Genomic DNA, 25,188 nt, shown 5'->3' on the forward strand with positions numbered 1-25,188 from the left:
GGCGACCTCGACCCCGTAATGATTTACGTACAGAGAGTGAACCGGCGCCGTCCTGACGCCGGTTCACTCCAAAGGGTGGTTTTCGTCCTCATATTCGAACCTTCAGGCACGTACGTTCCCGCGCGTCACACCTGCGCTCTCGCGTATTCGAGCAGCTTCGCGAAGTCCAACGCGCCCGGGTCCCCATGGGTGTTGTGGCAGAGCAGCCCCGCCGCGACATAGGTGCGGGTCGACGTCGACAGGGAGGCGATCGGCTGCTCGCCCACGGGCTCCGCCGCCAGCACCTCGGCCTCGCCGGTCGCCTCGCACACGGCAGTGCCCTCCCAGCCGGGCGGCACGTGGGCCCCGACCTGCACGATCCGGTGTTTGCCCGGGGTGAGTTCACGGCTCGCCGCCCACACGTCGCCGTGCGGCAGCCGGACCAGCCAGGGGTGGTCGGCCGTCGCCACCACCTCGCCGGCGGAAGTGGCGACCCGCCAGCACTCCTTCCTCGCCGGGCTGTTGCGTGTCACCACCCCGCGCCGCAGCAGCCTGCGCTCGCCCTCCTCGTCGAACGAGGCGATCTCGTCCCCCACGCGGAGGTCCCCCGCGCGCGTCAGGCCGCCGTCGGCACACAGCACCAAGGTGTCGGGATGCACGCAGTTCTCCGGCACGTGCTGGTGCCCGCAGATCCCGTTGAAGGCGTTCCACTGGCGCGCCGTCATCCGCTGCCCGCCCGAACTGCCGTAGGACCTGGGGTAGGGCAGCCACACCTTCGGGCCGCTCAGGGGCACGTCGTGCTCGGTGCTCATCCAGGCGAGGAAGCGCGCGAGCTCACGCAGCGCCCACTGCGGCGCCTTGGGCCAGTACAGATGGGCGGGGGTACTGCTCCCCCAGTCCTCGTGGGTCTCGGGGTCGCAGGTGCCGACCAGCTCCACCTGGCACACGTTGAGGGTGTTGGTCTCCACGCCACCGGGCCGGTTGACCAGCGCGCGGGAGGAGATGTCGATGTCGAAGTGCTGGTACCAGACCAGCTTCTGGTTCGCGAAGTCCGGAGCGGCGGTCAGATTGGGGGCGCTGGAACCCTCGTCATAGGAGGGCACGGACCTGCCCTCGGTGGTGTGCAGCACGATGGCGTTGACCTCCATCGCGTCCCCGCCGTAGTCGTCCTGGTACCAGTACCTGCGCGATGCCCCCGGGTACTTCTGCGGTCCCTGCCTGGTCATGGTGCTCCCCGTCCCGTCGTGCGGATTCGGCCGGTTCTACCGATCGCAGCACGCCACGACGGGCCGGGCCCGCCGATACGGGCAGAATCACCCGAATCGGGGTGGAGTGTGGTAAACCCCCGTCCGGGAGCGGCGGCCGTGCGGGATCAGCCGACGACGCGCCCGCGCAGCACCACGCGCCGGGGCGCGGTCAGGACGCGGACATCGGCGCGGGGATCGGCCTCGTAGACGACGAGGTCGGCGGGGGCGCCCTCGGTGAGGCCGTCGCGTCCGAGCCACTCGCGGGCGGACCAGGTCGCGGCCGACAGGGCGTCGAGCACGGGGATCCCCGCGGTGACCAGTTCTGCGACCTCCCCGCCGACGAGGCCGTGCGCGAGGGAGCCGCCGGCGTCGGTCCCGGCGAAGATCCGGATGCCGGCGTCGTGGGCGGCGCGGACGGTGTCGTAGCGCCGGGCGTGCAGCCGCCGCATGTGGTCCGCCCAGCGCGGGAACTTGGCCTGTCCGCCGTCCGCGAGCTGCGGGAACGTCGCGATGTTCACCAGGGTGGGGACGATGGCCACACCGTGCTCGGCGAAGAGCGGGATGGTCTCCTCGGTCAGGCCGGTGGCGTGCTCGACGCAGTCGATGCCGGCCTCGACGAGGTCGCGCAGGGAGTCCTCGGCGAAGCAGTGCGCGGTGACGCGGGCGCCCTCCTCGTGGGCGGCCGCGATGGCCTCCTCGACGGCGCCGCGCGGCCAGCAGGCGGACAGGTCGCCGGTGTCTCGGTCGATCCAGTCGCCGACCAGCTTCACCCAGCCGTCGCCGCGCCGCGCCTCCTGGCGGACGTAGGCGACCAGGTCCTCCGGCTCGATCTCCCAGGCGAAGTTGCGGATGTAGCGCCGGGTACGCGCGATGTGCCTGCCCGCCCGGATGATCCGCGGCAGGTCCTCGCGGTCGTCGATCCAGCGAGTATCAGAAGGCGAGCCCGCGTCGCGGATCAGCAGGGTGCCGGCGTCGCGGTCGGTGAGGGCCTGCTTCTCCGAGGTGTGCGGTTCGACGGGGCCGTGGTGGTCCAGGCCGACGTGGCAGTGCGCGTCGACCAGTCCGGGCAGCGCCCAGCCCTCCACGGTGGTGACGTCGCGGACCCCGGCCGGGCGCTCGTAGGTCACGCGGCCGCCGATCACCCACAGTTCGTCCCTGACGTCCTGCGGCCCGGCCAGGATCCGGCCCTTGATGCGGAGCGCCGGCGGCGGCGCCTGGTGATCAGCCATACCGGCACTCTACGAGGCCGCGAGTACGCTCGGGCGCGTACAGCCCTCGAACGGCACCGACGAAGGAAGCAGCGCCACCGTGTCCCATCCCCTCCTTGACCTGCCCCCGCTGACCGCCGGGCACTTCGCCTCGATCGAACGGAAGGTCGCGGCACTGCTGCGGACCGGGAACGACGTGGTGATCACGCAGGGCGAGGCGCTGCTGCCGCTGGAGGGCTGCATCCGCTCCGGCGCGCGGCCCGGCGGGGCGGCGCTCAACGTGGTGACCGGTCCCTACGGGCAGACCTTCGGCGACTGGCTGCGCGACGCGGGCGCCGAAGTGGTCGACCTGGAGGTGCCCTTCCACGCCGCGGCCGGCGCCGAGGACGTGGCGCGGGCGCTGGCCGCGCACCCGGAGATCGACTTCGTCTCCCTGGTGCACGCGGAGGCGGCGACCGGCAACACCAATCCCGTCGCGGAGATCGGCGAGGTCGTCCGGGCGCACGGGGCGCTGTTCATGGTGGACGCGGTGGCCTCGGTGGCCGCCGAGCCGCTGGAGGTCGACGCCTGGGGTGTGGACCTGTGCGTGATCGGCGCCCAGAAGGCGATGGGCGGTCCGGCGGGCGTGTCGGCGGTGTCGGTGAGCGAGCGGGCATGGCGGCGCTTCGCGGAGAACCCGGCGGCGCCGCGGCGCTCGTACCTGTCGCTCCTGGACTGGAAGCAGCGCTGGATCGACACCGGCCGCAGGGCGCTGCCGCACGCGCCCGCGCAGTTGGAGATGCTCGCGCTGGAGGCCTGCCTGGAGCGCATCGAGGAGAGCGGACTCGACGCGGTCCTCGCCCGGCACCGTGCCGCCGCCGCGGCGACCCGGGCGGGCGCCACCGCGCTCGGCGCCCCGCTGGAGCCCTTTGTCCATCGCGACCGCGACGCCGCGCCGGTCGCCTCGACACTGCGCACCCTGGACGGCGTCGCCGCCGACGACCTGGTGGCCCGGGCGCTCGCCATCGATCCCGCGCTGCCCCTGGTGGCGGGCGGCGGCGCGCTCGCCAAGGAGATGGTCCGCGTCAACCACTACGGCCTCGACGCCTCCCTCGACGTCGTCCTGCGCACCGTGCGCGCCCTCGGCACGGCCCTCGACGTGACGGACCCGACCGCCGCCCTGGCCGCGGCCGAGGCCGCCTGGACGGCCTGACGGCCGCGCCGTCCCGCGGGACACGGGTGCCCCCACGCGTTCACGCGTGGGGGCATCGCTTTCTCCGCACACCCGGCTTTCCCCATGAATTCCCCGGGGTCGCCGAATGAAATTGCGGACGCGATTTCCGCGCCCATTCGCCCGTGATCTTCTGCCCAGCACCCCGGCCTCCAAACGCCAAGATTTCATAGACGTTGCGTGATGATTTCCTGGTGTGATCGACTCCACAAAGTGATCGTTTTGCCCCGGCATATCCGGTCGAAGCCGCCGCAACCACCGGGGATTCGCGCGCCTGATACCAGCCGCCCCGGCCGCACACAAGGCCGCGGGGACATGCGGAATGAAATTCCGGCCGCTACGTTGTTTTCGCATGACCGCCGCAAGTGAATTGCTGCTCGACACTCCGGTAATCGAGGACGGGACCGCCCTGTGGCGTATCGCCCGTGATTCCCGGACGCTGGACCTGAACTCCCCCTACAGCTATCTGCTCTGGTGCCGGGACTTCGCCCGGACCTCGGTGGTGGCGCGCGCCTCGAACGGCGAGGCGGTGGGCTTCGTGACCGGCTACGTACGGCCGGACAGCCCGCGCACCCTCGTCGTGTGGCAGGTGGCGGTGGACGCCGCGCACCGCGGACGCGGACTGGCCGCCGCGATGCTCGACGATCTCGCGCAGCGCGCCGCCACCGAGGGCGTCCGCGAGGTCGAGACCACCATCACGCCGGACAACGAGGCCTCGCACCGGCTGTTCACGTCCTTCGGCGCCCGCCACGGGGCGCGTACCGAGCGCGAGGTGCTCTTCCACGGCGCGCTGTTCCCCGACGGCCATCAGCCCGAGGTCCTCTACCGCATCGGCCCCGTCGTCTGACCCCCGTCCTCACCGCAACCCCCCACTCCCACCCGAAGGAACGCACGGTGACCATCGCCCCGCCCGCCATGTCCGTCTTCGAGACCCTGGAGTCCGAGGTCCGCAGCTACTGCCGCGGCTGGCCCGCCGTCTTCGACCGCGCACAGGGCAGCTGGATGTTCGACGAGGACGGCCACGCCTACCTGGACTTCTTCTCCGGTGCCGGAGCCCTCAACTACGGCCACAACAACCCCGTACTCAAACGCGCGCTGCTGGACTACCTCGAACGCGACGGCGTCACGCACAGCCTGGACATGAGCACCACCGCCAAACGCGCCTTCCTGGAGCGCTTCCAGGACGTGGTGCTGCGCCCGCGCGGCATGGACCACAAGGTGATGTTCCCCGGCCCGACCGGCACCAACGCGGTGGAGGCGGCGCTGAAGCTGGCCCGCAAGGTCAAGGGCCGCGAGTCGGTGGTGTCGTTCACCAACGCCTTCCACGGGATGTCGCTGGGCGCGCTCGCGGTGACCGGCAACTCGATGAAGCGGGCCGGCGCCGGCGTCCCGCTGGTGCACGGCACGCCGATGCCGTTCGACCACTACTTCGACGGACGTGTCCCGGACTTCCTGTGGTTCGAGCGGCTGCTGGAGGACCAGGGCTCCGGCCTCAACCAGCCGGCGGCCGTCATCGTCGAGACGATCCAGGGCGAGGGCGGCATCAACGTCGCCCGCCCCGAGTGGCTGCGCGGCCTCGCCGACCTGTGCAGGCGCCGGGACATGCTGCTGATCGTCGACGACATCCAGATGGGCTGCGGCCGCACCGGACCGTTCTTCTCCTTCGAGGAGGCGGGCATCGTGCCGGACATCATCACCTTGTCCAAGTCGATCGGCGGCTACGGCATGCCGATGTCGCTGACCCTCTTCCGCCCCGAGCTGGACATCTGGGAGCCGGGCGAGCACAACGGGACCTTCCGCGGCCACAACCCGGCGTTCGTCACGGCCACCGCCGCCCTCGACACGTACTGGGCGGACGGCGGCAGCATGGAGAAGCAGACCCTGGGGCGCGGTGAGCAGGTCGAGGCCGTCCTGCGCGAGATCTGCGCCGAGCACCCGCGCTCCGGCGCCCACCACCGGGGCCGCGGACTGGCGTGGGGCCTGGAGTTCACCGACCCCGGCCGCGCCTCCCGGGTCTGCGCCCGCGCCTTCGAGCTGGGGATGCTGCTGGAGACCTCCGGCCCGCGCGGCGAGGTCGTCAAGCTGCTGCCCGCCCTGACCATCACCCCCGACGAGCTGGACGAGGGACTGCGCACCCTCGCCCGCGCCGTCCGCGAGACCGAGTGACGAAAGGACCCGTACAACCGTGATCGTGCGATCCCTGCAGGACATCGAGGACACCGACCGCGACGTCACCGCCGCGACCGGCACCTGGCGCAGCAAGCGCATCATCCTGGCCGGCGACCGGGTGGGCTTCTCGCTGCACGAGACCGTGATGTACGCGGGCACCGAGACCTCCATGTGGTACGCGAACCACGTCGAGGCGGTGCTCTGCGTCGAGGGCGAGGGCGAGCTGACCGACGACGAGACCGGTGAGCGGCACCGGATCTCCCCCGGCACGCTCTACCTGCTCGACGGCCATGAACGGCACACCATGCGGCCGAAGACCGACCTGCGCTTCGTGTGCGTCTTCAACCCGCCCGTCACCGGGCGGGAAGTGCACGACGAGAACGGCGTCTACCCCCTGCTCACCGAGGGAGCGTGAAACCCGATGACCACCGTGACGACGACCGACCTCTACCCCACCCGCGGCGCCGCCGAAGTGCTGACGCCGCGCCAGGACCCGGTCGTCTGGGGCGACCCGGGCACCCCCGGCCCGATCCAGCCCTCCGAACTGCGCGGGCTCGACCGTGACGGCTTCCTGGCCGTGGACTCCCTCATCGACCCGGACGAGGTGCCCCGCTACCGCGCCGAACTCGACCGGCTCTGCGCCGACCCGGCGGTCCGCGCCGACGAGCGCTCCATCGTCGAGCCGAAGTCCCAGGACATCCGCTCGGTCTTCGAGGTGCACAAGATCAGCCCGGTCTTCGCCGAACTCGTCCGCGACCCGCGCGTCGTCGGCCGCGCCCGGCAGATCCTCGGCTCCGACGTCTACGTCCACCAGAGCCGCATCAACGTCAAACCGGGCTTCGGCGCCTCCGGCTTCTACTGGCACTCCGACTTCGAGACCTGGCACGCCGAGGACGGGCTGCCGCGCATGCGCGCGGTGTCGGTGTCCATCGCGCTCACGGAGAACCACGACACCAACGGCGGCCTGATGATCATGCCGGGCTCGCACCGCACGTTCCTCGGCTGCGCCGGCGCGACGCCAGAGGACAACTACAAGAAGTCCCTCCAGATGCAGGACGCGGGCACGCCCTCGGACGTGGCGCTCACCGAACTCGCCGGGCGGCACGGCATCCGTCTCTTCACGGGGGCCGCCGGGTCCGCGGTGTGGTTCGACTGCAACTGCATGCACGGCTCGGGGGACAACATCACCCCGTTCCCGCGCAGCAACGTCTTCATCGTGTTCAACAGCGTGGAGAACGCGGCGGTCGAGCCGTTCGCGGCGCCGGTCCGGCGACCCGAGTTCATCGGGGCGCGGGACTTCACGCCTGTCGGCTGAGCGTGTGGGGGGGCGGGTTTTTTCCCCGCCCGCCCTCCCTCCCCCAACCTTCGGCCGGGGGAGGGAGGGCGGGCGGGGAACAAAACCTACCCGGAACGAAAGCGCCGCGTCAGGACTCGCGCCGCCCGTTGAACCGCCGCGGCACCCCCACAGGGTTACCGTCCCGCAACTCCGCCGGCAGCAGCGCCTCCGGCGCTTCCTGGTAGGCAACCGGCCGCAGCCAGCGCTCGATCGCCGTGCCGCCCACCGACGTGGACGTCGACGTCGTGGCGGGGTACGGGCCGCCGTGGTGCATGGCGGGGGCGACGGCGACGCCGGTCGGCCAGCCGTTCACCACGACGCGCCCCGCCAGCGGGGTCAGCCTGCGCAGCAGCTCCGCACCGGACGCCTCCGCACCGGACGCCTCGGCCTCGCCGAGGTGCGCCGTGGCCGTGAGGTTGCCGGGGAGCCGCCCGAGCACGCCCTCGACCTCCTCCGCGTTCGCGTACCGCGCGACAACCGTCACCGGCCCGAAGTGCTCCTCCAGGAGCCCGTCGTGGGCGCCGCCGCCCTCCGCGAGCCGGGCGGCCGGGACGGAGACGAAGCCGGCCCGCACCAGGTGCTCGCCGCCGTCGCCGGGCTCCACGGGGGCCTCCACGCCGGGCAGTTCCGTCAGCTCGCGCACGCCCGCGATGAAGTTGTCCCGCATGCGCGCGTCGAGCAGTGTGCCCGGCGCGACGTCTCCGACGGCCGCCGCCAGTGACTTGAGCAGCCGGTCGCCCGCCTCGCCCTGCGGGGTCAGGACGAGGCCCGGCTTGACGCAGAACTGCCCGACGCCGAGCGTCATCGCCTCGGCGAGGCCGGCGCCGATCTGCTCGGCGCGCTCCTCGGCCGCCGCCTCCGTGACGACCACGGGGTTGAGGCTGCCCAGCTCGCCGTGGAACGGGATCGGCACCGGCCGCGCGGCGGCCGCCTCGAAGAGGGCGCGCCCGCCGCGTACCGACCCGGTGAAGCCCGCGGCGGCCACGAGCGGGTGCTCGACGAGGTCGATGCCGGCCTGGAAGCCGTGCACGACGGAGACGACATCGGCGGGAAGGCCGACCGCGACGGCGGCGCGCCGCAGCGCGTCCGCGCACAGCTCGCTGGTGGCCGGGTGGTCGGGGTGCGCCTTGACGACGACGGAGCAGCCCGCGGCGAGCGCGCTGGCGGTGTCGCCGCCTGGGACGGAGAAGGCCAGCGGGAAGTTGCTCGCGGCGTAGACGGCGACGACGCCCAGCGGGATCTTCCAGCGCCGCAGGTCAGGCCGGGGCGGGGCGAGCGAGGGGTCGGCGTGGTCGATGATGACGTCGAGGAAGGCGCCCTCGTCGACGATGTCGGCGAAGGCCCGCAACTGGTAGGCGGTGCGGCCGAGTTCACCGGTGAGCCGGACCGGCCCGAGGGCGGTCTCGGCGTCCGCGGCCTCCAGGATGCGGGGGCCGGCCTCCTCCAGGAAGTCTGCCGCGGTGCGCAGCAGGCGGGCCCTGACCTCCCGGTCGGCCAGTGCCGGGAGGGCGGCAGCCGCGGCGCGCACCACCGCGTCGACCTCCTCGGCCGTGGCCTCGACGGCGACCTGTTCCCGCTGCTTCCCGGTACGGGGATCGACGCTCCACACTGGTACGGCCACCGCGGGTACCTCCAGGCCTTCCGTTCGATATGCTGAACACCATCCGCAACTGTGAATCTGTTCGGGAGCCTACTTGCGCGGGTCCCGGCCGAACAAGAGGGGTCCACTCCAGATGGCTGCAGGTGAGGGCGGCGCGCAGGTCAAATCCGCGGTACGGACGGTGGAACTGCTGGAGTTCTTCGCCGGCAAGCCCGGGATGCACAGCCTCGCCGCCGTGCAGGAAGCCGTCGGCTACCCCAAGTCCAGCCTGTACATGCTGCTGCGCACGCTGGTCGAGCTCGGCTGGATCGAGACCGACGCCACCGGCACCCGCTACGGCATCGGGGTGCGCGCCCTGCTGGTCGGCACCTCGTACATCGACGGCGACGAGGTCGTCGCCGCGGCCCGCCCGACCCTGGACCGGCTCTCGGACGACACCAGCGAGACCATCCACCTGGCGCGCCTCGACGGCACGAGCGTGGTGTATCTGGCGACCCGTCAGTCCTCGCACTACCTGCGGCCGTTCACCCGCGTGGGCCGTCGACTGCCGGCCCATTCGACCTCGCTGGGCAAGGCGCTGCTGGCCACGTACACCGACGAGCAGGTCCGCAAGCTGCTGCCGGAGACGCTGGAACCGCTGACCGAGCACACCCACACCGACCGCGAGAAGCTCATCGCCGAGCTGCACCAGATCCGCGAGCAGGGCTATGCCGTGGACCGCGAGGAGAACACCCTCGGGCTGCGCTGCTTCGGCGTCGCGATCCCCTACCGGACGCCCGCCCGGGACGCGATCAGCTGCTCGGTCCCGGTGGCCCGGCTGACCCCCGCGCACGAACAGCTGATCAAGGACACCCTCTTCGACGCGCGCGACCGCCTCACCCTGGCCACGCGCCGTCTGTGACCGCGCCGGACGACCTCGGCGTCACGGGGCGGTCCGGCCCGTCCCGGCAGGCCCGCGCGTCGCGGTCCTGGCTCGGCCGCCATTCCCGCCTCCGCGCCCACCGGGACGCGTCCTCGGGGCTGCCCGCCGAGGGCGGCCATGGAACCGGACAAGCGCCGAGATGGTGCGGCCACTGCTCGCCCGCGTCGCCGGTGACGAACCGTCGGGAGTGATCCCCCCGAGGGAACCGGTGCGGCAGGAGTTGGTCTGAACATCCCCTAGGATCAAGAGAGTTGGGGCGCCGCACGCTGCCGTCCCAGGACTTGGAGGACCGGTGCGTCTCCCCCGCTCCCTTTCCGGCTGGACCATGGCCATCTTCGGTCTGCTCGCCGCCGCGCTCGGCATCGTCGGAATCGTCTCGCCCGCCGTGCAGCTGTCCCTGCTCGGCTTCCACCGGCCGGACGCCCGCCCGAGCGGGGACTACACGCTGGTCTTCCTCACCGCCTCCTCCATGGCCGCCCTCAACATGGGCGTCTACTACGTGCTGGCGGCGCTCGCCGACTGGCGGGCCTTCTTCCGCTGGACCGTGCCCTTCCGCCTGCTGACCTTCACGGTCTTCACCACGGCCGTGGTCATCGGCCGGGCGCCCTCCGGATTCCTCGGCGTGGGCGTGTGGGAGGCCGTCGGCGCCCTCGTCACGGGCACCGCGCTCTGGTACGAGGGCCGGCGGGAACCGGCCCGTCCCGCGCCGGCGGTCTGAACGGCACGCCTGCTACGCACGGCGGTCCTGGGCGCGCGGATTCCCGCGGCGCGCTCACCGGCCGGGTGTCCGGACTACGCGCCGGTCCCCGCGGTGAGACGACGGGCCAGCGCGCCCGCCTCCGCGCGGCCGAGCCGCCCGTCGACGACCGCGGTGACGATCCGCCGGGCCACGGTGACGCCCGGCGGGACCGGCAGCCGCCGCGTCCAGGCCAGCGCGGAACCGACGCCCGGGTAGTCCGCGACGCGCACGAACCAGGGGTCGCGCCGGGTCTCCTCGGTCGCCCCGGCGAAGACCAGCGTCCACGGTCCCCCGGCGAGCGCCAGCCAGTCGGCGGTGCGGCCGTGCACCGCCTCCTCGCCCTCGGCGTCCGCCGTGAACACCGCCGCCTGCCCGGAACCTGAGGGTGCCCGCCAGAAAAAGCCCCCGTACCCGGCGCCGGGACGGCCGTTGGTGGCGGGGCTGCCGAGGGACAGCGTGCGTGGGCCCGGGTTGGTCAGCGCGAAGGCGAGGTCGAGGACCCACGAGTCCTCGTCCAGTGCGCGGACGGCCACCGTGCGCCGCTCGCGCAGCAGTTCGCCGCCGTCGGCGTGCCAGGACAGCTCCTCGGTGAAGCCCTCCGGGCCGCCCGCCGGGCCGGCCAGGGGCTGCTGTACCCCGTGGTCGTCCAGCTCGACGTGTCCGCGGCCGCGGACGAAGGTGGGTCCGCCCCAGAAGTTGCGCCCCGCGACATCCGGCACGGCGACGCTCACTCCGAGGTGGTGGGGGTGGTCGGCGGGCATGAAGCCGGTGACGGGCACCCCGGCGAGGGTGGTCAGCGGATGCAGGTAGGGCCGCGGCGAGAGCCGGCCGGGCAGCTCCGCGCGGCGCACGTACCGGCCGACGGTGCGGCCCCCGGCCCGCAGTGACGTGGACGGCTTCAGCGCCGCCCCGGAGACGGTGACGGGCGGGCGGTTCGGTGGCACGGCGGCGGGGGCCATGACCGGTACTCCTTCCGACGGGTGCGGGCCGGGCGCGGGCCGGGCGCGGTCTCAGCCCGCGTACGGCTCCGGCACGTCCCCGGGCCGGGCCAGGAAGCGGAAGTCGCAGCCGGTGTCGGCCTGGGTGATCTGATCCTGGTACAGCGCGCCGTAGCCGCGGCCGAAGCGCGGCGGGGGCGCCTGCCAGCGCGCCCGGCGGCGCTCCAGTTCGGCGTCGTCCACCTCCAGGCGCAGGGTGCGCGCCGCGACGTCGAGGGTGATCGGGTCCCCCGTGCGGACGAGGGCGAGCGGACCGCCGATGTGCGACTCGGGCGCGATGTGCAGGACGCACGCGCCGTAACTGGTGCCGCTCATGCGGGCGTCGGAGATCCGCACCATGTCCCGCACGCCCTTTTTCAGCAGCCGGCCGGGGATCGGCAGCATCCCGTACTCCGGCATGCCCGGCCCGCCGAGCGGGCCGGAGCCCCGGAGCACCAGGACGCTGTCCTCGGTGATGCCGAGGCCGGGGTCGTCGATGGTGCGCTGCAGGGTGCGGTAGTCGTCGAAGACGACGGCCGGGCCGGTGTGCCTGAGCAGGCGCGGCTCGGCGGCGATGTGCTTGATGACGGCGCCGTCCGGGCACAGGTTGCCGCGCAGGACGGCGACGCCGCCCTCCGCGGCGAGCGGGTTGTCCAGTGGGCGGATGACGTCCTCGTCGTGCACCAGGGCGCCGGCGAGCTGTTCGCGCAGGGTGGCGTGCGCGACGGTCGGCCGGTCCAGGTGGAGCCGCCCGGCGTCGCGCAGCCGGGTCAGGAAGGAGGGCAGGCCGCCCGCGAAGTGGAAGTCCTCCATCAGGTAGCGGCCGCCGGGCCGGACGTTCGCCAGCACCGGGACCGTGCGCGCGATGCGGTCGAAGTCGTCCAGGGTGAGACGGACTCCGCTGCGCCCGGCCATCGCGATCAGGTGGATGACGGCGTTGGTCGAGCCGCCGAGGGCGAGCACGGTGGCCACCGCGTCCTCGTACGCCTCGCGCGTGAGGATCGACGGCAGCCGCACGTCCCGCCGCACGAGGTCGACGATCCGCATCCCGGAGGCCGCGGCCATCCGGTCGTGCCCGGAGTCCACGGCGGGTATCGACGAGGCCCCCGGCATCGTGACGCCCAGCGCCTCCGCGGCGGCGGTCAGCGTGGAGGCGGTGCCCATGGTCATGCAGTGGCCGGGCGAGCGGGCCAGGCCGCTCTCCAGCTCGCCCATCTCGCAGTCGCCGATGAGGCCCGCCCGCCTGTCGTCCCAGTACTTCCACATGTCGGTGCCGGAGCCGAGCACTTCGCCCCGCCAGTGGCCGGGCAGCATCGGCCCCGCGGGGACGAAGACGGCAGGCAGCCCGGCGCTGGCGGCGCCCATGAGCAGGGCGGGCGTCGACTTGTCGCAGCCGCCCATCAGGACGGCGCCGTCCACGGGGTAGGAGCGCAGCAGTTCCTCGGTCTCCATGGCGAGCAGGTTGCGGTAGAGCATGGGGGTCGGCTTCTGGTAGGTCTCCGACAGCGTCGCCACGGGGAACTCCAGGGGAAAGCCGCCCGCCTGCCACACCCCGCGCTTGACCGCCTGGGCGCGGTCGCGGAGATGGACGTGGCAGGGGTTGATGTCGCTCCAGGTGTTGAGGATCGCGATCACCGGCTTGCCCAGATGCTCCTCGGGCAGATAGCCCAGCTGCCGGGTGCGGGCCCGGTGGCTGAATGAGCGCAGGCCGTCCGTTCCGTACCACTGGTGGCTGCGCAGCTCTTCCGGTGTCTTCACCGGCCCACGGTCCTTCCGCGGAGGACGGGCCGGCTCACAGGTCCCACCCGGCGATCAGGGCGGCCACCCGCTCGCGCCGGTCCTCGGGGAGCGGACGGCTGGGCGGGCGTACGTCGCGGCGGCACCGGCCCAGTGCCGCCAGTGCCTCCTTGACCACGGACACGTTGTCCGCCGACCGGTTCTCGGCCCGCAGTCCCTCGAACTCCCTGACCTGCTCCCATACCGCCATGGCGGCCGCGTAGTCGCCGTCGCGCAGCGCGCGCAGCATCGCCAGGGAGACCCGCGGCGCCACGTTGACCAGGCCCGAGGTGAAACCGGTCGCGCCGACCGCCCAGTGGGCGGGGGCGTACAGCTCGGCCAGGCCCGTGATCCAGGTGAAGCGGTCCAGCCCGGCGTCCCGCGCGACCGCGGCGAAGCGGGCCGGGTCCGGCACGGCGTACTTCACGCCGATCACGTTCGGGCACAGTTCGCCGAGCCGGCCGATCAGCCCGCCCTCCAGCGCCGCGTCGCGGACGTAGGGGACGACGCCGAGCCCGGGGACGGCGTCGGCGATCGCCCGGTGGTAGTCGAGCCAGCCCTCCGGGGAGACGTAGGGGTGGACCGGCTGATGCACCATCACCATCCCGGCCCCCGCGTCGCGTGCGTGCCGGGCGGCGGCCACCGCGGTGGGCACGTCGAGGCCCACGCCGGCGACGACCTGGGTGCCGGCGTCCGCCTCCGCCGTCGTCAACTCCACGACCAGGCGGCGCTCGGCCGGGTCCAGCGCGTAGAACTCGCCGGTGTTGCCGTTCGGCGTGACCGTCCGGACCCCGTGGTCGAGCAGCCGGCGCAGCAGCGCCCGGTAGGTGCCGCGCGCCACACCCCCGTCCGCCTCGAAGGGGGTCACCGGGATCGCGACGACCCCGGCGAGCGCGGAGGACCGCTCTGCGAATGACATGCGAATGCCCTTCGGATCGAGGACCGGCCGGTCGTGGACGGGCGCGCGCGGTTCGGCGCGCGGTTCAGGGGCTGTCGTCCCCCTCGGGGAACGCCCGGGCGACGAAGCCCGCCATGTGGTCGTGCAGGAGACGGGCCGCGCCCTCGGCGTCGCCGTCCTGCGCGCGGGCGAGGATCTCCCGGTGCTCGCGCGCCTCCCGCTCCCAGGAGGGGTTCTCCTGCCAGACGACGGCCGACACCAGCGCCGCCTGGTCGCGGAGGCCGTCGAGTACCCGGGCCAGCAGCGGATTGCCGCAGGGCCCGTACAGCGCGCCGTGGAAGTCCCGGTTGGCCAGCGACCGTTCCGCCCGGTCCGCGGCGGCGTCCGCGCGCTCCAGCGCCTGGCGGGCGGCGTCGAGCGGGGCGCGGCGGGCGACAGTGCGGCGCAGCGCCTGCGGTTCCAGCAGGAGGCGCACGTCGTAGATCTGCCGGGCCATCTCCGCGTCGACGGTACGCACGGTCACGGCCTTGTACTGGCTCATCACCACCAGGCCGGTGCCCGCCAGCGTCTTGAGGGCTTCCCGCACGGGGGTCTTGGACACCCCGAACCGCGCGGCGAGTTCGGTCTCGACCAGGGCCTGCCCCGGCTTCAGCCGCCCGGTCAGGATGCCGCGCCTGATCGTCTCCAGCACCACCTGGGTGCGGGAGGGGATGGTGGCCGGCGCTGCGCCGGACAGCAGGTCCATGGAGCGGCCCCCGGTTCTCGGATATCGCGTCTGATATATGACGTACGACGTATGACACGACGACGGTAGGCCCGTGTCCCGGCACCGTCAATGGCCCCGGCAAGCCAGCTCGGTGACGGATCGTCAGGTAGGGGCGGGCCGTTCCGGTCCGGCGCCCGCATCGGGAGAACGCGCGCCGGACCGGGCGTTCAGGCGCCCATCGGCAATGCGGACAGCGCGTCGCGCACCGCGCCGAGGTCCGCGTCCGAGGCGAGCCCCGCGTGGTAGAGCCGCAGCTCGGTCGCGCCGAGCGCGGCCGCCCGGGCGGCGTCCGCGGCGAGGGTGTGCGGACTGCCGCCCATGCCCGCGACGACGGGGAAGTTGGCGGCCAGGACGGTGCCGGGGCGGGCGTGCGGGACGCAGGCGGCAAGGTGGTCGGTGCCCGGCAGGACCAGCCCGTCGGCCAGGGCCAGGACGTGTGCCGGGTCGATGCCGGTGTTGGCGCCGGCGCGGTGCGGATGCGGGTCGGCGTGCAGGAGGACCCGGAAGCCGGGCGGGGCCGCCGCCCGCACGGCCTCCACCGCGGCCCGCTGCATCTCGCGGGCGACGCCGGTGCGCCAGGCGAGCGTCAGCGCCGCGAGGTCCATGCCGAGCAGCTTTCCGACGTCGGACCACTCGTCGGAACCCGGCGCCCACGCGCCCGCCCAGACGGGCTCCAGCGCCGACCGGACCGCCGCCCGCAGTTCCCGGGGATCGGCCCCCAGTCCCGCGTAGCCCGCCTCGCACACCTCGCAGAAGCACAGGGACATCAGGTACTGCGCGGCGCCGGGCAGCGGGACGCCGCCGGTCTTGTCGTGCGCGTGCAGATGGGCCAGGCCGTACCAGCCGCAGCTCTCCAGTTCGGTACCGTCCGTGCCGGGCCGCACGGCGGCCTCCGCCGCGAGCGCGACGAGGTAGTCGCGCACCTCCGGCCGGGCCACGCACGGCGCCCAGGGGTAGCGGTCACCGAAGGCGTTGCGGACGGTGATGCCCGGATGCTCCTCCCCCATGCGGGAGTTGTGGGCCAGCACGACCCAGGAGTGCACGGGCAGCCCGGCCGCCCGCAGGGCCTCGGCGGCCGTCCCGTACGCGTCGGCGCCGCCCGCCCAGTCCTGGGTGTACGGCCGCAGGGCCCGCCCGGCCCAGTACTCCGGGTCGGGCGGGTAGAGCACGGCGGCGTGCCGGGCGGTGACGACGCGCCGGGCGGGGTGGCGCGGGGTGAGCGCCCGCGTGGAGTGGTAGGCGGAGGCGAGGGTGACCTGCTGGACGCCGAGGTCGGCGATGCGCGCGGCGGCGTCCGGGTCGCCGACGACGTCCCAGGGGTAGACGAACGTGGAGGCTCTCAACTCGGCTCCCTTGACGGGTGAGGTGGGCGGGGACTGTCGTGCGCGGGCGGTCAGTCCTCGCCCAGCAGCGCGAGCCCGCGGTCGATGAGCTCGGCCAGTTCCTTCACGTGCGCCGGGGCCGGCTCCGACAGCGGCGGCCGCACCTCGCCGACGTCCAGGCCGCGCAGCCGTACGCCTGCCTTGACCAGGGAGACGGCGTAGCCGCGGCCCTGCTGGCGCAACTCGACCAGGGGCCGGTAGAAGCCGTCGAGGAGCCTGTTCACGGTGGCGTCGTCGCCGGTGGTGAGGGCGCGGTGGAAGGCGAGGGCGATCTCGGGGGCGAAGCAGAAGACGGCGGAGGAGTAGAGGGTGACGCCGATGCCCCGGTAGGCGAGGCCGGTGAGTTCGGCGGTGGGCAGGCCGTTGAAGTAGCGGAAGTCGCGGTCCGGCACGGAACTGCGCACGGCGCTGACGATGCGCTGCATCAGGTCGAGATCGCCGACGCCGTCCTTGAGGCCGATGATCCGCGGGATGCGGGCGAGTTCGGTGACGGTGGCCGGGGTGAACACCGCGTTGTCGCGCTGGTAGACGATGACGTCCAGGGAGGTGCCGGCGGCCAGGGCGGCGTAGTGCCGCAGCAGCCCGGCCTGGTCGGCGACGACGAGGTAGGGGGGCATCGCGAGCAGCCCGTCGGCGCCCGCCTCCTCGGCGAGCCGGGCGAACTGCAGGGCCAGGGCCGTGCCGTAGCCGGCGCCCGCCACGACGGGCACCCGGCCCGCGCTCTCCTCGACGGCGGCCGCCACGCAGTCCCGGAACTCCTCGGGCGTCAGCGCGTGGAACTCCCCGGTGCCGCAGCAGGCGAACACCGCCCCCGCGCCCGCCTCGACCCCCGCGCGCACATGCGCGCGGAAGGCCTCCAGGTCCACGGCTCCGTCCGGCGCGAAGGGCGTCACGGGAAAGAACAGCAGTCCGTCGAGGCGCGCGGCGAGTGAGACGGCTTCGGTCATCGCGTTCTCCCTGCAAGCTGGCAGCGGCTGTGCGCTCATCTGATCAATGTCCATATTCATGAACGCGTTTACGCTAAAGCAGCATATTAGGAGGGGTCAAGGAAGAGAGCCGCTGGTGGTGGACTCTTGACGCTTCCACGGAGGCTCTCTAGCGTGTCCATGCATATGAATGGTGTCCACGGACGTGGACCACGGCGACCGATGGAGACCCGCGCATGCCCGCTCCCCGCACCATCCTGCTCACCGGCGCCGCGGGCGGCCTGGGCACCCTGATGCGCGAACTGCTCCCCCAGTACGGCTACGACCTGCGCCTCTTCGATGTCGTACCCGTCGAGGGGGCGCCCGACGCCGTCGTCGCGGACCTCGCCGACCGGGCGGCCCTGCGTGAGGCCGTGCGCGGCGTCGACGCGATCGTCCACCTCGCGGCCATCTCCCTGGAGTCCTCCTTCGAGAGGATCCTGCACGCCAACATCGAGGGGACTTACCACCTCTACGAGGCCGCCCGCGAGGAGGGCGTCCCGCGGATCGTCTTCGCCTCCAGCAACCACGCCGTCGGCTTCACTCCCCGTCCGATCGGGGACGACCCCCTCATCCCGGTCGACACCCCGCGCCGCCCCGACACCTTCTACGGCCTGTCCAAGGGCTTCGGCGAGGACCTCGCCCAGCTCTACTGGGATCTGCACGGAATGGAAACGGTCTCCGTCCGCATCGGCTCCTGCTTCCGCGAACCCACATCGGTGCGCATGCTGTCGATCTGGATGAGCCCGGAGGACGGCGCCCGCCTCTTCCACGCCGCCCTCACCGCCGAGGGCGTCGGCCACACCGTCGTGTACGGCAGCTCCGCCAACACCCGCCTATGGTGGGACCTGTCCGGCGCCCGCGCCCTGGGCTACGAGCCCCGGGACGACTCCGAGCCGTTCGCCGCGAAGCTCATCGCCGAGCAGGGCGAGCTCGACCCCGCCGACCCCGACCACGCGTACCTGGGCGGCCACTTCACCACGCACCCGCCGATGTGGCCGCACTGACCGCGCGGCGGTCCCCCGGGCCCGGGCGGCCTCACAACTCGGTGGCCCGCTCGTGGCGGGGCTCGTACAGGCCCACCTCGCCGCCGCCCGGCAGACGGAACCCGGTCACCCGTCCCCAGCGCGCGTCGGTGACCGGCCGCGTGAACTCGACGCCCTTCGCGGTCAGGTCCGCCACGGTCGCGTCCACGTCGTCGCACATCAGGTAGAGCTCCTGCGACCCCGGGCCGTCCGTGGGATGCACCGCGATCTCGGCCGGCGGCAGCTTGAAGATCAGCCAGCCGCCTCCCGCGTCGACATGCGGATACTCCAGCACATCCCGGAAGAAGGCCCGGTCCGCTTCCGCGTCACGGCTGTGGATGACGACGTGCCCACCATTGATCACGCGGCCAGGGTAAGTCCTCGCGCGGTCAGCGGCCGCGCTCGGCGCCGCCGTTGACCTGGTGGATCTGCGCGGTGATGTGGGCGGCGCCCGGGGAGGCCAGCCAGTGCGCGAGGGAGGCGACGTCCTGCGGGACCCCGACCCGGGCGTTCAGCGTCTGGCCGATCAGGACCGCCCGCCGCTCGTCCGTCATCCGGCCGCCGAAGAATTCGGTGTCGTCGATGAAGCCGGGCGCGATCACGTTGACGGTGACGCCGCGACCGCCCAGTTCCGCCGCCAGGTCGTAGGCGTACGGGTGCAGGGCCGCCTTCGCGGCGCCGTACGAGCCCGAGCCGCCGCCGCGGATCGCCGCGATGGAGCTGAGCAGCAGCACCCGGCCGTCGTCGGCGATCAGGTCGCGCAGCGCCTCGGTGAGCAGGACGGCGGTCAGGACGTTCGCCCGGAAGTTGCCCGTCCACAGCCCGGCGAGGGTCTGTTCCCCGGCGCCCAGGGCGACGTTGCCGCCCGCGTTGTTGACCAGGACGTCCACCCGCCCGAAACGCTCGGCGAGGGTGTCACGGACCCGTTCCGCCTCCGACTCGTCCGTGAGGTCGGCGGGCAGGGCCAGGGCCGTGTCCGGGCCCAGCCGGGCGACCGCGGCGTCCAGCACCTCCTTGCGCCGGCCGATGAGCACCACCTTGTCCGCGCCGGCCCCGTCACCGGCGAAGGCCTCCGCGACGGCCAGTCCGATGCCCGTGCCGCCCCCGCTGATCACCACAATGCGTGACACGTGAAAACTCCGTTCGGTAATGGAACCGTAAACCCGGAACGATCGTTAAGCGGAACATGACCGCTATGACACCCGGCTCGAATGTGCCGCTCTCCGCAGCGCGCGTGGCAGTGGAGGTCTCCGCGCCCGTGCGGCTGGACGTGTCGGGCCTGCTGATCGCCGCCAACGGCAAGGTGCGCTCCGACAACGACTTCGTCTTCTACAACCAGCCCTCGGGCCCCGGTGTCACCCACCGGTCCGGCGGCGGTGCGTCCCCCGACGCGATCACGGTCGACACCGCGGCCGTGCCGGCGGACATCGAGAAGATCGTCGTGACGGCGAGCCCCGACGCCGCCGGAGCCACCTTCGCGGGCACCGAGCCCACGGCGACCGTCCGCGACGCGGACAGCGGCGCCGTGATCGCCACGTTCACCCCGCCGCGGCTCAGCACGGAGACCGCCCTCGTCGTGGTCGAGATCTACCGCCGCGCCGGGGTCTGGAAGGCCCGCGCGGTCGGCCAGGGGTACGCCAACGGGCTGGCCGGCATCGCCACCGACTTCGGCGTCAGCGTGGACGAGGAGCCCGCGGCCGCCGCCGCGCCGCAGGCGCCGCCCCAGGCACCGCCGGCTCCCCCCATGGCGCCCCCGCCCCCGGCCCCCTCCTTTGCCCACCAGCCGCCGGCTCCCCCGGCGCCCCCCGCTCCGCCCGGCAGCGGCAAGATCAACCTCGACAAGGGCCGGGTCAGCCTCCAGAAGAACCAGACCGTCTCCCTGGTCAAGGGCGGCAAGCCGCTGCTGGCCACGGTCCGGATGGGCCTGGGCTGGGAGCCCGCCTACCGCGGCAAGGACATCGACCTGGACGCCTCGGTCATCGCGTACGGGCCGCAGCGCAACCACATCGAGTCCTGCTACTTCGGCCGGCTCACGATCCTCAACGGCGCGATCCAGCACTCCGGCGACAACCTCACCGGCGAGGGCGCGGGCGACGACGAGGCGATCACCGTCCACCTCGGCGGACTGCCGCCCGAGGTCACCGGACTGGTCTTCACGGTGAACTCCTTCTCCGGCCAGAAGTTCAACCAGGTCGCCAAGGCCTACTGCCGGCTGATGGACGCCACCACAGGCGAGGAACTGGTCCGCTTCGACCTCACCGGCGCCGAGCCGCGCACGGGCGTCATGATGGCGAAATTCGTCCGCCAGTTCTCCGGTGAGTGGGACATGACGGCGCTGGGCGAATTCGTCGACTCCCGCACGGTGAAGGGCATGGTCAAGCCGGGCGCTTTCGGTACGGGTCGCCCGGGTCAGCAGGCGCCTCCGTGGCCGTGGCGGCGCCAGGGACCGGTGATCGCCAGCATGATGCCCGGCACCTGGATGTTGGCGAAGAGCGTCCTGCCGTCGGGCGAGAAGGTCACCCCCGTGAACTCGCTGAACTCCGGCTCCTGCGCGGTGCCGATGTTCAGCTCGTTGCGGGCGATCGGATACGTACGGCCGTCGCCGAGGGCGCCGAAGAGGTGCTGGACGCCCTCGCCGTCCTCGGCGATGACCAGACCGCCGTAGGGCGAGACCGTGATGTTGTCCGGGCCGTCGAGGGCACCGTCCACCGACGGGTCCGGGTTCACGCCGAGCAGGACCTTCAGGGTCAGGGTGCGGCGCTTGGGGTCGTAGAACCAGACGGCGCCGTCGTGCGCGGTGCCCGGGCTCTCCTCACGGGCGTAGGACGAGACGATGTAGACACCGCCGTCGCCCCACCACATGCCCTCCAGCTTCCGGGCACGGGTGACCGCACCGGCCGCGAACTGCTTGCGCACCGAGGTGACCTTCGCGTCGCGCTCCGGTACGTCCACCCAGTCCACGCCGTAGACGGTGCCGATCCTCGTGGCGCGGGAGAGGTCGTCGACGAACCGGCCGCCGGAGTCGAAGCACTTGAAGGCCTGCAGCACACCGGCCGTCTCCGGCAGGCCGCGCAGCTTGCCGCGTCCGTGGTGGAAGCCGGCCGGCGGGGTCCAGCGGTAGAGCAGGCCGTTGGGGTTGGAGGCGTCCTCGGTCAGGAAGAGGTGGCCGCGCTTGGGGTCGACGACGACCGCCTCGTGCGCGTAGCGGCCCAGGGCCTTGACGGGCTTGGGGTCGCGGTTGGCCCTGCGGTCGTAAGGGTCGACCTCGAAGACATAGCCGTGGTCCTTCAGGAACCCGTGCGTGCCGGCCTTGTCCTCGGTCTCCTCGCAGGTCAGCCAGGTGCCCCACGGGGTGCTGCCGCCGGCGCAGTTGGTGGCCGTGCCCGCGACGCCCACCCACTCCGCGACGTGGCCGCCGTGCTTGGCGACCTCGACGACGGTCACTCCGCCCGCGGCGCCGGAGTCGTAGACCAGGCCCTCCGCCAGCGGCACCGGGTGCGGCCAGTCGGCGCGGGCACCGGCCAGCTCGTGGTTGTTGGCGAGCAGCGTGGCGCCGCGCAGACCCTCGAAGGTGGCGGTGCCGTCGTGGTTGGAGGGCGTGGACTCGCCGGACTCCAGCGTGGTGACGCCGGTACGGGTGATGATCCGGTACGAGAAGCCCTTGGGCAGCGCCAGAACGCCCTTGGGATCGGGGATCAGCTCGCCGTAGCCGAGCTGTCCGTGGTGCCGGGACGAGCCGGCCGCCTCGGAGCCGGCGGGCGCCCCGGCCGCGAGGGCTCCGGGGGCGGTCGCGAGAACGTCGACGGTTCCGGCCAGCGCGACGCCGGCCCCCGTCATGGCAGTGCGCCTGGCGAAGTCTCTGCGAGTGAGCGGCATCGTTACTCTCCTCGGGCCACAAGGTCTCTTCTCTGCCGCACCTCACGCTTGCGCCCTGCGGACAACGGGAGTTGAACTCAGGGCGACATTCCGCCGCCCATTCCCCGAGGCGTTCGGGCCCCGCGCCGGGATCAGGGCGTGGCGGTCCCCGAGGAGCGCGCCTTGAAGGCCGCCTTGCGCGCGTCCTTCGCCAGGCGCTTGTCCGGGTGCAGCCGGCCCATCGCCTCCAGGACATCGGCCGTGGCGGGGTGCTCGACGCGCCAGGCCGCGGAGAAGAAGCCGTCGTGCCGGGCGACCAGGTCGGTGACGAGCTCGCGCAGCAGCTCCGGGTCGTCGTCGGCGTCGAGCTGGGCGGCGATGGTGTCGATGGTCAGCCAGAAGATCATGTCCTCGTCGGGCGCAGGCACGTCCGGGGCGTCCCGCTCCGTGAGCCACACCCGCGCCAGACCGCCGAGTTCGCGGTCGGAGAGCACCTCGCGCAGGGCGGGCTCGGCCTCGTTCCCCAGCAGGCTCAGCGTCTGCTGCGCCACCAGCCGGCGGCCGGGCGCGTTGCGGTCCTCGCCGCGCGCGGCGTCCAGCAGTTCGCGGGCCGCCTCGTACGGCTTGCGCCGGGCGAGCCAGTGGTCGGCCTCGCGGCGGGCGATGTGGTCCGGGTACTCGAACAGCGCCTCCAGCAGCACGGACGCCGGCCGCTCCGCCAGGTCGCCGGCGGCCGGGGCGTGCAGTCCGGCCTCCAGCATGCGGGCGCGCACCCCGAACACACCGAGCGGGGTCAGCCGCACCAGGCCGTACCGGGAGACCTCCTCGGGCCCGATCTCCTCCGGGTCACCGGCTCCGGACAGGGCGGCGCCGGACTCCTCCTCGGACTCCGCCTCCTCGATCAGCGCCTCGTCCAGCGGCGTGTAGTCGATCAGCCCGGTCGTGGTCAGCAGCCGGAAGTGATCGTCGAGGCGCATCATCACCTCGGTGACGTCCTCAAGCAGATCGTCGCTCGGCTCCTCCACGTCCTCCGGGACGACGAGGGAGGCGGCCAGCACGGGCAGCGGGACGGCGTCATGACCCTCGCCTCCGTCGTCCATGGCGCCGAAGAGGTACAGGTTGGCCAGCGCCCCGTCCAGGAACTCGGCCTCCTCCTCCGGGTCCCAGTCCAGGGTCTCCGGATCGATCTCGCCCTCCGGGCCGAGCTCGTCCATCAGGCTCTCCAGGTCGGGCGCAGCCGCCTCGGACAGCGCCGTCTCCACCGCGGCGAGCCAGAGCTCCAGCACCTCGCGCGGGGTGCCCTCGTCCACGCCCCGCAGCGCCTCGCCGGGCACCGCGCGACCCGCCGGCTCGTCCAGTGCCGCCACACGCTCCGCCGCGGGGGCGTCGTCGTCCGGCTCCTCGATGTCCAGGTCCACCAGGCCCGCGTCGACCGCGACGCCCCACGCCTGCGCCGTCTCCGCGGCCCCCTCGGGCTCGTCCTCCAGGCCCAGCTCCCGCACCGCCCGTGCGTGGTCCTCCACCGCCAGCTCTCCCATGGCGTCCACCAGCACGTGCGGCGCGGACCAGCGGGCCAGGCGCACCGCCCGGTCCAGCAGCGGCACGGCGAGCGCGAGCCGCGCCAGCTCGTCCTCGGGCAGCAGCCTCACGGGCGGCAGGTCGAGGCGGTCAGCGGCCATGACGGGGTCTCCAATACAGCGGCGTTCGGGGGGCGCGTTCGCGCGCAGCCCCAGCCTAGACGCGTCTGCGCCCCCTGGGCGCGCTTCCCCGGTCCGTCACCCGCCGTTACCGCAACCGTCCCCTGTGGAGTTGACGCGCCGGGAGCGGTACCGGGCCCCGGTCCGGTAAGGGGCGGCGGGTTCCTGACGTCGCCTCACCTCACGCTCCGCTACGGGAGCAGCGCCAGGGCTGCCCGAAGATTGCCCTCCGCGATGGCCCGCATGAGGTCCCGGCCGGGGTAGTCGCCGTCGAGGAGGCGCAGAGGGCCTGCGACCCAGACGTCCACCCGTCGCAGTTCCGGACCGCGCCACTCGCCGACCTCCACCGCGAACCTGCGCTTGTCACCCAGCAGCACGGTGCGGTCCGCTCACAGCCTGTCGCCGCATGCCCACCACGCAGAGTCCGATGACGTACGCGGCCACGGCAAGGCCCTCCGCATCCTCCAGCAGAACACCCCCGCCGAACGGCTCGTTCATCGCCCAGCGCGCCAGGCCGTAGACGTTGAGGGCGACCACGACCCAGAGGAGCACCGCCACACTCCGGCGGGGCACCCGCGCGGCAAGGCGCGGCAGGCCCAGGACAACCGCGGCACACAGCATGACCAGAGCGGTCAGCACGGCCGCGCCGAACAGCCCGTACTCGTACGGCGTGGGCGAACAGTCCTCCTGTGTGCCGACCGCCTCCCACTCGCACATCACCCGGCCGGCGCCGAACGTCCCGAACCACATGATCCCGACACCTGCGGCCGCTTCGAGCACCACGAGGCCGGAGGCGATGAGAAGGAGGACCCTCTTCATCCCGCGACCCCACGCACCCGGATGCCGTTGCCCGCGCAATTCCTGCTCCATGGGTTGATCATCCAGCAGGACTCGGCACGAGCGCAGCGAAGTCCGGCAACCGCCAGGCCCACGATCCGAAGCCGATCACACCCGGCGGTCCAGGTACCTTCGGGCCAGGTCCATGATCAGTGCGGCCTTGCGGTCGAAGTCCGCGTCGGGATCGAAGAACGACGTGGAGTACGGCAGCGGCAGTCGGTGCACAACGCCGTCCCGGCCGGTAACGCGCATGCTGCGCACCAGGATGCTGCGCTTGATCGTCGACCGGTCCCCTACGTGGCCGACCTCGGACCAGCCCAACTGCCTCTGCCCACGGAAACCGCCGCACCATCTGATGCCTTCTGCGTCAACCGCGACCCACAAGCGCCGGGCCACGATCCGCTCACCGATCATGATCAGCCCGAAGCCAAGGGGAAAGAGGGCGCCAGGCCAAAAAGACCCGACCACCACGGCTTGCCCGACCCCGAACGCCGAACACCCCGCGAAGAACCAGTTTCTCCGCCACCAGTTACCCGGCCTGTCCGCCCACGCCAAGCGCACTTCGTCCACGACCCGGAAGCCTATGGACATCGTCCGGTC

23 protein-coding genes and 2 pseudogenes are annotated in these 25,188 nt (G+C 72.8%); 9 read left to right on the forward strand and 16 right to left on the reverse strand.

Annotated features, from left to right (window positions below):
- Window positions 1-125: 125 nt before the first annotated feature.
- Entirely contained in the window at window positions 126-1,205 is a 1,080-nt protein-coding gene (locus tag ACFWVC_RS15255; RefSeq protein WP_384284603.1) for a Hint domain-containing protein, read from the reverse strand.
- 146 nt (window positions 1,206-1,351) lie between these two features.
- Window positions 1,352-2,455, reverse strand: a complete 1,104-nt coding sequence (locus ACFWVC_RS15260; RefSeq protein ID WP_384284606.1) for an amidohydrolase family protein — start codon at window positions 2,453-2,455, stop codon at window positions 1,352-1,354.
- Between the two features lie 79 nt (window positions 2,456-2,534).
- Between ACFWVC_RS15260 and ACFWVC_RS15265 the strand changes: the two genes are divergently transcribed.
- From ACFWVC_RS15265 to thpD, 5 genes are all read left to right on the forward strand, one after another.
- Window positions 2,535-3,626, forward strand: a complete 1,092-nt coding sequence (locus ACFWVC_RS15265) for a pyridoxal-phosphate-dependent aminotransferase family protein (protein WP_384284609.1) — start codon at window positions 2,535-2,537, stop codon at window positions 3,624-3,626.
- 370 nt (window positions 3,627-3,996) lie between these two features.
- The gene (gene ectA, locus ACFWVC_RS15270; protein WP_384284612.1) at window positions 3,997-4,491 is read left to right on the forward strand and encodes a diaminobutyrate acetyltransferase; all 495 of its coding nucleotides are present in this window, start codon (window positions 3,997-3,999) and stop codon (window positions 4,489-4,491) included.
- Window positions 4,492-4,538: 47 nt separating this feature from the next.
- On the forward strand, window positions 4,539-5,810 hold the full coding sequence (gene ectB / locus ACFWVC_RS15275) for a diaminobutyrate--2-oxoglutarate transaminase (RefSeq protein WP_384284616.1): 1,272 nt from the start codon (window positions 4,539-4,541) through the stop codon (window positions 5,808-5,810).
- A gap of 19 nt (window positions 5,811-5,829) precedes the next feature.
- Complete coding sequence (locus tag ACFWVC_RS15280; protein WP_384284618.1) at window positions 5,830-6,228, forward strand: ectoine synthase; 399 nt, start codon at window positions 5,830-5,832, stop codon at window positions 6,226-6,228.
- Between the two features lie 6 nt (window positions 6,229-6,234).
- Window positions 6,235-7,128, forward strand: a complete 894-nt coding sequence (thpD, locus tag ACFWVC_RS15285; protein WP_384284620.1) for an ectoine hydroxylase — start codon at window positions 6,235-6,237, stop codon at window positions 7,126-7,128.
- Window positions 7,129-7,237: 109 nt separating this feature from the next.
- Here thpD and ACFWVC_RS15290 read toward each other — a convergent pair whose 3' ends face one another.
- Entirely contained in the window at window positions 7,238-8,770 is a 1,533-nt protein-coding gene (locus tag ACFWVC_RS15290; protein WP_384284622.1) for an aldehyde dehydrogenase (NADP(+)), read from the reverse strand.
- A 112-nt stretch (window positions 8,771-8,882) separates the two neighbouring features.
- Between ACFWVC_RS15290 and ACFWVC_RS15295 the strand changes: the two genes are divergently transcribed.
- Window positions 8,883-9,650 carry an IclR family transcriptional regulator gene (locus ACFWVC_RS15295; protein ID WP_384284625.1) on the forward strand — a complete coding sequence of 256 codons (768 nt, stop codon included), beginning with the start codon at window positions 8,883-8,885 and terminating at the stop codon, window positions 9,648-9,650.
- 346 nt (window positions 9,651-9,996) lie between these two features.
- Window positions 9,997-10,389: a hypothetical protein gene (locus ACFWVC_RS15300; protein ID WP_384284779.1), complete on the forward strand. Its 393-nt coding sequence runs from the start codon at window positions 9,997-9,999 to the stop codon at window positions 10,387-10,389.
- A gap of 74 nt (window positions 10,390-10,463) precedes the next feature.
- Here ACFWVC_RS15300 and ACFWVC_RS15305 read toward each other — a convergent pair whose 3' ends face one another.
- The 6 genes from ACFWVC_RS15305 to ACFWVC_RS15330 all read right to left on the reverse strand — a co-directional run bounded on the left by ACFWVC_RS15305 (window position 10,464) and on the right by ACFWVC_RS15330 (window position 17,156).
- The gene (locus ACFWVC_RS15305; protein WP_384284628.1) at window positions 10,464-11,369 is read right to left on the reverse strand and encodes a PmoA family protein; all 906 of its coding nucleotides are present in this window, start codon (window positions 11,367-11,369) and stop codon (window positions 10,464-10,466) included.
- A gap of 51 nt (window positions 11,370-11,420) precedes the next feature.
- On the reverse strand, window positions 11,421-13,145 hold the full coding sequence (gene araD, locus ACFWVC_RS15310) for an L-arabinonate dehydratase (protein ID WP_384284630.1): 1,725 nt from the start codon (window positions 13,143-13,145) through the stop codon (window positions 11,421-11,423).
- A gap of 34 nt (window positions 13,146-13,179) precedes the next feature.
- A complete protein-coding gene (locus ACFWVC_RS15315) occupies window positions 13,180-14,082 on the reverse strand; it encodes a dihydrodipicolinate synthase family protein (RefSeq protein ID WP_384284632.1) in 903 nt (300 codons plus the stop codon).
- 64 nt (window positions 14,083-14,146) lie between these two features.
- Entirely contained in the window at window positions 14,147-14,806 is a 660-nt protein-coding gene (locus ACFWVC_RS15320) for a GntR family transcriptional regulator (RefSeq protein ID WP_384284634.1), read from the reverse strand.
- A 188-nt stretch (window positions 14,807-14,994) separates the two neighbouring features.
- The gene (locus ACFWVC_RS15325) at window positions 14,995-16,170 is read right to left on the reverse strand and encodes a hypothetical protein (RefSeq protein WP_384284636.1); all 1,176 of its coding nucleotides are present in this window, start codon (window positions 16,168-16,170) and stop codon (window positions 14,995-14,997) included.
- Window positions 16,171-16,220: 50 nt separating this feature from the next.
- A complete protein-coding gene (locus tag ACFWVC_RS15330; RefSeq protein WP_384284638.1) occupies window positions 16,221-17,156 on the reverse strand; it encodes a 5-dehydro-4-deoxyglucarate dehydratase in 936 nt (311 codons plus the stop codon).
- Between the two features lie 215 nt (window positions 17,157-17,371).
- Here ACFWVC_RS15330 and ACFWVC_RS15335 point away from each other — a divergent pair, with 215 nt between their 5' ends.
- The gene (locus ACFWVC_RS15335) at window positions 17,372-18,181 is read left to right on the forward strand and encodes an NAD-dependent epimerase/dehydratase family protein (RefSeq protein WP_384284640.1); all 810 of its coding nucleotides are present in this window, start codon (window positions 17,372-17,374) and stop codon (window positions 18,179-18,181) included.
- Between the two features lie 31 nt (window positions 18,182-18,212).
- Here ACFWVC_RS15335 and ACFWVC_RS15340 read toward each other — a convergent pair whose 3' ends face one another.
- Both ACFWVC_RS15340 and ACFWVC_RS15345 read right to left on the reverse strand, forming a co-directional pair.
- Window positions 18,213-18,563, reverse strand: coding sequence for a VOC family protein (locus ACFWVC_RS15340; RefSeq protein ID WP_384284642.1), 351 nt, complete (start codon window positions 18,561-18,563; stop codon window positions 18,213-18,215).
- A gap of 25 nt (window positions 18,564-18,588) precedes the next feature.
- The gene (locus ACFWVC_RS15345; protein WP_384284644.1) at window positions 18,589-19,329 is read right to left on the reverse strand and encodes an SDR family NAD(P)-dependent oxidoreductase; all 741 of its coding nucleotides are present in this window, start codon (window positions 19,327-19,329) and stop codon (window positions 18,589-18,591) included.
- Between the two features lie 65 nt (window positions 19,330-19,394).
- Between ACFWVC_RS15345 and ACFWVC_RS15350 the strand changes: the two are divergent.
- Window positions 19,395-20,588: pseudogene (locus ACFWVC_RS15350) on the forward strand (TerD family protein); the annotation flags it as partial.
- A 20-nt stretch (window positions 20,589-20,608) separates the two neighbouring features.
- Here ACFWVC_RS15350 and ACFWVC_RS15355 read toward each other — a convergent pair.
- The 5 genes and pseudogenes from ACFWVC_RS15355 to ACFWVC_RS15375 all read right to left on the reverse strand — a co-directional run bounded on the left by ACFWVC_RS15355 (window position 20,609) and on the right by ACFWVC_RS15375 (window position 25,158).
- On the reverse strand, window positions 20,609-22,075 hold the full coding sequence (locus tag ACFWVC_RS15355; RefSeq protein WP_384284646.1) for an alkaline phosphatase PhoX: 1,467 nt from the start codon (window positions 22,073-22,075) through the stop codon (window positions 20,609-20,611).
- Window positions 22,076-22,206: 131 nt separating this feature from the next.
- Window positions 22,207-23,733 carry a hypothetical protein gene (locus tag ACFWVC_RS15360; RefSeq protein WP_384284648.1) on the reverse strand — a complete coding sequence of 509 codons (1,527 nt, stop codon included), beginning with the start codon at window positions 23,731-23,733 and terminating at the stop codon, window positions 22,207-22,209.
- A 209-nt stretch (window positions 23,734-23,942) separates the two neighbouring features.
- Window positions 23,943-24,044 (reverse strand): annotated as a pseudogene (locus tag ACFWVC_RS15365) (aminoglycoside phosphotransferase family protein); the annotation flags it as partial.
- Between the two features lie 70 nt (window positions 24,045-24,114).
- Window positions 24,115-24,570 (reverse strand): hypothetical protein, encoded by a 456-nt coding sequence (locus tag ACFWVC_RS15370; protein ID WP_384284650.1) that lies wholly within the window; start codon window positions 24,568-24,570, stop codon window positions 24,115-24,117.
- Between the two features lie 126 nt (window positions 24,571-24,696).
- Complete coding sequence (locus tag ACFWVC_RS15375; RefSeq protein ID WP_384284652.1) at window positions 24,697-25,158, reverse strand: hypothetical protein; 462 nt, start codon at window positions 25,156-25,158, stop codon at window positions 24,697-24,699.
- Window positions 25,159-25,188: the final 30 nt, after the last annotated feature.

It is taken from the genome of Streptomyces sp. NPDC058691, assembly GCF_042714775.1.
GTDB lineage: Bacteria > Actinomycetota > Actinomycetes > Streptomycetales > Streptomycetaceae > Actinacidiphila.